Origin of the sequence: Mesorhizobium sp. M7A.F.Ca.AU.001.01.1.1 (assembly GCF_004022735.1) — a bacterium.
In the GTDB taxonomy this organism is placed as follows: Bacteria; Pseudomonadota; Alphaproteobacteria; order Rhizobiales; family Rhizobiaceae; genus Mesorhizobium; species Mesorhizobium ciceri.
The window spans coordinates 1-6279 of sequence record NZ_RZPF01000368.1 but is presented as its reverse complement, the minus strand read 5'-3'; the positions used below and the strand labels follow the sequence as shown (position 1 = coordinate 6279).

The 6279-nt window shown below is 64.1% G+C and carries 6 protein-coding genes and 1 pseudogene; 3 read left to right on the top strand and 4 right to left on the bottom strand.

Annotation, left to right across the window (positions count from 1 at the left end; translation table 11 throughout):
* Positions 1-833, bottom strand: an 833-nt coding sequence (locus EN884_RS21375; RefSeq protein ID WP_128360724.1) for an argininosuccinate synthase, incomplete at its 3' end; no start/stop codon positions are given.
* A gap of 214 nt (positions 834-1047) precedes the next feature.
* On the opposite strand from EN884_RS21375, the pseudogene EN884_RS21370 reads away from it, so the two are divergent.
* Together EN884_RS21370 and EN884_RS21365 are read left to right on the top strand one after the other, a co-directional pair.
* Positions 1048-1989: pseudogene (locus EN884_RS21370) on the top strand (GGDEF domain-containing phosphodiesterase); the annotation flags it as partial.
* 125 nt (positions 1990-2114) lie between these two features.
* Positions 2115-2756 carry a LysE family translocator gene (locus EN884_RS21365; protein ID WP_013528810.1) on the top strand — a complete coding sequence of 214 codons (642 nt, stop codon included), beginning with the start codon at positions 2115-2117 and terminating at the stop codon, positions 2754-2756.
* A gap of 6 nt (positions 2757-2762) precedes the next feature.
* Here the strand turns inward: EN884_RS21365 and EN884_RS21360 are convergent, their stop codons facing one another.
* Genes EN884_RS21360 through rlmN form a run of 3 tightly spaced genes read right to left on the bottom strand, consistent with a single transcriptional unit; the run spans position 2763 to position 4923 of the window.
* Complete coding sequence (locus EN884_RS21360) at positions 2763-3242, bottom strand: hypothetical protein (RefSeq protein WP_063169555.1); 480 nt, start codon at positions 3240-3242, stop codon at positions 2763-2765.
* Positions 3242-3628, bottom strand: coding sequence for a hypothetical protein (locus tag EN884_RS21355; RefSeq protein ID WP_244506876.1), 387 nt, complete (start codon positions 3626-3628; stop codon positions 3242-3244). The genes EN884_RS21360 and EN884_RS21355 overlap by 1 nt, the downstream gene beginning before the upstream one ends.
* 59 nt (positions 3629-3687) lie before the next feature.
* Entirely contained in the window at positions 3688-4923 is a 1236-nt protein-coding gene (gene rlmN, locus EN884_RS21350) for a 23S rRNA (adenine(2503)-C(2))-methyltransferase RlmN (RefSeq protein WP_063169553.1), read from the bottom strand.
* 379 nt (positions 4924-5302) lie between these two features.
* Between rlmN and EN884_RS21345 the strand changes: the two genes are divergently transcribed.
* A partial coding sequence (locus EN884_RS21345; RefSeq protein WP_164895086.1) for a chloride channel protein occupies positions 5303-6279 on the top strand: 977 nt, incomplete at its 3' end.

Sequence of the window (6279 nt, the reverse complement as noted above, 5' to 3'; positions counted from 1 at the left end):
ACGCCGCGCGACTTCATGCCGACGAAGCGGTTCTCGACCAGGTCGAGCCGGCCGATGCCATTGTCGCGGCCGAGATCGTTGAGCGCCGCCAGCATGGTTGCCGGCGACAGCTTCTTGCCGTTGAGCGCGATCGGGTCGCCCTTCAGGAACTCGATCTCGATCTCGGTGACCTTGTCGGGCGCATCCATCGGCGAAACGGTGCGCTGGTGGACGAATTCCGGCGGCTCGCTCCATGGATCTTCCAGAACCTTGCCCTCGGAAGAGGAGTGCAGCAGGTTGGCGTCGACCGAGAACGGCGCCTCGCCCTTCTTGTCCTTCGGCACGGGGATCTGGTGCTGTTCGGCAAAGTTCATCAGGTCGGTGCGCGACTTGAACGACCAGTCGCGCCACGGCGCGATGACCTTGATGTCGGGGTTCAGTGCGTAAGCCGAGAGCTCGAAGCGAACCTGATCGTTGCCCTTGCCGGTGGCGCCATGCGCGATCGCATCGGCGCCGGTTTCCCGGGCTATATCGACCAGATGCTTGGAGATCAGCGGCCGGGCGATCGAGGTGCCGAGCAGATAGGTGCCTTCATAGACGGTGTTGGCGCGGAACATCGGGAAGACGAAGTCGGCGACGAATTCCTCGCGCACATCGACGATACGGATGTCCTTGATGCCCATCATCTCGGCCTTGCGGCGCGCCGGTTCCAGCTCTTCACCCTGACCGAGATCGGCGGTGAAGGTGATGACCTCGGCGCCGAACTCGGTCTGCAGCCATTTCAGGATGATGGATGTGTCGAGACCGCCGGAATAGGAGAGCACGACTTTCTTGATGTCTTTGGTTTTGGACATTTTTACCCCGTCGGTGGCGGACGCCCCAGCCTGGGCGTCACAGATTGTCGCAGCGCCTTTTAGCAGGAACGGCAGAGCGAGCAAGCACGCGTGCATGCATGGCTTCTGGTCCAGCGCATGGCGGGAGCGCGATGCCTGGGCCGTGGCGTTTTGGCGGGACCGTGCCATGGCGCCCCGCATCGCAGCACTAAGAAGATGCAGTTCAGCACGGAGCGCGGTCTATCCGCGCGACGGGGCCGACCGCGAGCGGTTGGTCAGCAACGCCGACCTTGCCATGTACCGGGCGAAGAACGACGTGACGCGAGCCGTCTGCTTCTACGAATCCGCCATGGACGAGACGGCGCGGGCGCGCCGCGCCTTGGCCACCGACCTTCGCCAGGCGATCGACCGCGGCGAGCTTTCGCTTCACTATCAGGTGCAGACCTCGGTCCCGACCGGCGCCACCTGCGGCTACGAAGCGCTGCTGCGCTGGACCCATCCCGTGCATGGCATGATCCCGCCCGCCGAATTCATCCCGATTGCCGAAGAGAACGGCTCGATCATGGCGATCGGCGAATGGGTGCTGCGGACCGCGTGCCGGCAGGCGGCCTCGTGGGGCAATGGCCACAAGATCGCGGTCAATTTGTCGCCGGTGCAGTTCGCCCATGCCGATCTCGCCAAGCTCGTCCATCAGATCCTGATCGAGACCGGGCTGTCGCCGAAACGGCTGGAGCTGGAGTTGACCGAATCGACGATCGTCGCCGACAAGGTGCGCACGCTGCATGTCCTGCGCCAGGTCAAGGCGCTTGGGGTGACGATCGCGATCGACGATTTCGGCACCGGCTATTCATCGCTCGATACGCTGCGCTCGTTTCCCTTCGACAAGATCAAGCTCGACCGCTCATTCATGGCCGATGTCGAGCGAAGCCCGCAGGCCAAGGCCATCATCCGGGCGGTGCTGACGCTGGGCCGCAGCCTCGACATTCCGGTGCTCGCCGAAGGCGTCGAGACACATGTCCAGCTCACCATCCTGCAGGTCGAAGGCTGCAATGAGGCGCAAGGCTATTTTCTCGGCCGGCCCAAGCCGATCGACCAGATCACCGGGGACACCGATGTCCGCAACGATCGACTCTTCGCGGAGGAGCCAGCGAGGATACGGCTGAGCAGGCAGGCATAGGACTGCCGCGGCCGGCGCCCAGCGAATGCCGTGCAGACGCCTGCTGGATCGAGATCGGATCGCTGCTGTGTCTGGCGTCGACATGGCGCATCCTGTATAGGCCTCCCAATTCCCCGGGGCCGCTCATGTCGTTCATTCCAGACACCACCACGCTGATCCAGTTCGCCATCGCCACGGTCATCCTGGCGATCACGCCGGGGCCGGACATGACCCTGTTCGTCTCGCGCACGCTGAGCCAGGGCCGTGCCACCGGCTTTGCCTCGATGGCCGGCGCGCTGTGCGGCACGCTGATCCACACCACGCTGGTGGTGGTCGGCGTCTCGGCGCTGATCGTCGCCTCGCCGATGGCATTCTTCGTGCTGAAGATCTTCGGCGCCGGCTATCTCGTCTTCCTGGCCTGGCAGGCAATCACCAGGGGCTCGGCCTTTTCGCCGGAGAAGAAGACGGGACCCGAGATTTCGCTGTTGCGCAGCTGGGCGGCGGGCCTCGGCGTCAATCTGCTCAACCCGAAGATCATCCTGTTCTTCATGACCTTCCTGCCGCAGTTCGTCTCCGCACATGATCCGAACGCACCGGGAAAGCTGTTTTTCCTGGGCACGATGTTCATCGTGCTGTCGGTCCCGGTGACGGTGCCGATGGTGCTGGCGGCGGAAAAGTTTTCGGCGGCGATGAAGGCAAGCCCGCGCGTTACGCGGGTGGTCGACTATCTGTTTGCCGGCGTGTTCTCCGCCTTCGCCCTCAAGATCCTGACGGCCCAGGCGAAGTAGGCGCCGTCATCCTGTCCGGCCATCCTCTTTTGATTCTGGTTCGCCTTGCCACCAGCTTGCGGCCCAGCGCCCGGCGCTGAGCCAGTAAAAGATACCACCGACCATGCCGCTGCCGATCACGGCCATGATGGCGCTGGTGTCCCTGACGGCGAAGGCGGTGTCACCGCTGTGGTCGGCAAGCCCGAGGAAAACACCGGCAACCACCGCGCCCGCCAGCGCATAGAACAGCCAGTCGCGCCGGCCCAGGATTTCGGCAAGCAGGATGACGACAGAGGCCGGCATCAGGGCGAAATAGGCGACGAACAGGGCGGCGAAGGGAATTGAAAAATACAGGGAAGCCGTCGCCGTCGGATGCGCATGCTCCGGCGTGTAGCCGAGCGATGCCAGGAACAGGATGTTGAGGAAGGCGCTCGCCGCCAGCGAGGCGACGGCATAGCCGAACAGGATGACGGTGAAACGGATGAGGTAGCCGACGAGACGCGCCATCAATCCCGGCCCAGATTCCGGCCCGTGCCGGACCTGCGTCCAGCCAGAAGCCAGTAGATCCAACCGGCGGCGATGCCGGCGGTGGCGAGAAAACCCAGAAAGCCCGGATTGAAGACAAAGCTGCTGGCCGAGCGCGGCATGGATACGCCAAAGGCAATGGACGTGATCGCACCAGTGGCGGCGAAGTAGAACCATCCTCGAAGTGAGAACCGTTCGGCGACAAAGAGCGCCGGGCCGACGATCAACAGCGCGCCGATCATTACGGTCAACACGGCGAGCGGGAACGAGCCAAGCCAGTCGAAGGCGAAAATGATCGACCAGTTGCCGTCTTCGATGCCTTCCAGAAGAGCGATCAGCAGCACCGGCACCAGGATCGAGGTCAGCACGGCGGCGATATAGCCGACCGCCATGATGGCGAGGCGTCTTAGGCAGGCGAAGGGGCGGTTCACGCCTCGCCGTGCCCCGCTATCATCATCGCTTCCAGAGCCAGCCGGTCGACCTTGCGCATGCGCTCGGAGTCGGATTTGAGCTGGCCGCAGGCGGCGAGGATGTCGCGGCCGCGCGGCGTGCGGATCGGCGAGGCATAGCCGGCATTGTTGATGTAGTCGGCGAATTTCTCGATCGTTTCCCAGTCCGAGCACTGGTAATTGGTGCCCGGCCACGGGTTGAACGGGATCAGGTTGATCTTGGCCGGAATGCCCTTGAGCAGCTTGATCAGTCCCTTGGCGTCCTCGATGGAATCGTTGACGTCCTTCAGCATCACATATTCGAAGGTGATGCGCTTGGCGTTCGACAGGCCGGGATAGGCGCGGCAGGCGGCGATCAGTTCCTTCAGCGGATACTTCTTGTTGATCGGCACAAGCAAGTCGCGCAGATCGTCATTGGTGGCATGCAGCGAGATTGCCAGCATGACGCCGATTTCCTCGCCGGTGCGGAAGATTTCCGGCACGACGCCGGAGGTCGACAGCGTGATGCGCCGCTTCGACAGGGACAGGCCGTCACCGTCGGAAGCGATCAGCAGCGCCTTCTTCACCGCTTCGAAATTGTAAAGCGGCTCGCCCATGCCCATCATGACGATATTGGACACTTTGCGGCCTTCGGCCGGCACGATGGCGCCGTCGGGCGTGTCGCGGTCAGGGAAATCGCCGAGCCGGTCGCGGGCGGTGAGCAGCTGGGCGAGGATCTCCTCGGCCGTCAGATTGCGCACCAGCTTCTGCGTGCCGGTGTGGCAGAACGAGCAGGTCAGCGTGCAGCCCACCTGCGAGGAGATGCACAGCGTGCCGCGACCCTCTTCGGGAATGTAGACGGTTTCGATCTCGACAGGCCGGCCGGCGCCGCGCGGCGGAAAGCGGAACAGCCACTTTCGCGTGCCGTCGGCGGAAATCTGCTCCTCGACGATCTCGGGCCTGGCGACGGTGAAATGCTTGTCGAGCTCAGCACGCAGATCCTTGGAGATGTTGAACATGCCGGCGAAATCGGAGACGCCGCGCACATACATCCAGTGCCACAGCTGCTGGGCGCGCATTGTCGCCTGGCGCTCGGGCACAGCGCCTGATGCAACCAGAGTCTCGGCGAGTTCGATCCGCGTCAGGCCGATCAGCGACTGCTTTTCGGGCTGTGCCGAGCGGGCACGCAACGCGTCGCGGGCGCTGTCAGTGGTGAGATCGAATGAAAGGGTCATGGTTGCACTGATATAAGCGGTTTGCGGCCGATTTCACGCATCGTGCCGGAAAGGAAGCGCGGCGCATAGCACAGGTTGAGGGCAGAGTCATGCTCAGCTAGCTTTACGATCTACGATCGCCTTGGAACGACGTCGGCACCGCCCCTCGTCATGGCGGGCATTTCTCTCCCGATAATGCCTGTCTTGCGGCGGCAGCGCGTTTGGCTGATGGCTTCCCCCACTCCGTCGAGCGTAGCTCGACGGAGTGGGGGTCGACCTTTCACCGAAGCGATGCTTCCGCCTGGCACTCAGGCGAGCGCCAACGACAGGTTTTTCCGGCGCTAGTTTAATAGACTGCCCAGCTGTGTTAGGCCGAAACATTCCCCGCTCGAGGACAGACATGGCCGGCACATCGCGAAAATATCCCATGCTGCGGCGTTCGCGCGCGATGTGGGGCTCACGGCGGGTCTGGCAGCCGCGCCTGGTGTTCTGGGCCGGCGCGCTTGGCATCGGTGTGATCAGCGTGCTGTTCGCGGTGCTGGCCGACAGGGCGCAGGAACTGTTTCAACTGATGACAGGAGATGCAGGCGGCTGGCGTTTCTATCTGCCGCTTGCCATTACGCCGTTGGGTTTCGTGCTGTGCGCCTGGCTTGCCCACACCTTCTTTCCCGGTTCGCAAGGCAGCGGCATTCCGCAGGCGATCGCCGCCCGCCATCTGCGTGACGACGAGGACCGCAGCCACATCCTGTCCCTCAAACTGGTGGCCGGCAAAATCATGCTCACCATCGTCGGCCTGTTCTGCGGCGCCTCGATCGGCCGCGAGGGTCCGACGGTGCAAGTCGGCGCGTCGCTGATGCTGCAGGCGGCACGCTGGGGCGGCATGGTGCAGGCCCGGGGTCTGATCCTGGCCGGGTCGGCCGCCGGGATTGCCGCCGCCTTCAACACGCCGCTGGCCGGCATCGTCTTCGCCATCGAGGAGATGGGCCGCACCTATGAGGCGCGAACCAACGGGCTGGTGCTGACGGCGGTGATCCTGGCCGGTCTCGCTTCGCTCGGGCTGCTCGGCAACTACACCTATTTTGGCGTCGCCAGGGACACCATCTCGTTTGCCGCCGAGTGGCCGCTGGTGATTGCCTGCGGCGTCATCGGCGGCGGGTTCGGCGCGCTGTTCTCGCTGCTGGCGTTGAAGGCGACGCGGCGGATCCGGCGCTGGAACACTGGGCAGCCTTTGCGGCGCGCCCTGATCGTGGCCGCAATCTGCGGGCTTGCGGTGGCGGTGATCGGCATTGCCTCGGGCGGGCTGACCTTCGGCACCGGTTACGTGCAGGCGCGGGGCGCCGTCGAAGGCACGCCGCTGCCGTGGTTCTTCTTCGCCGA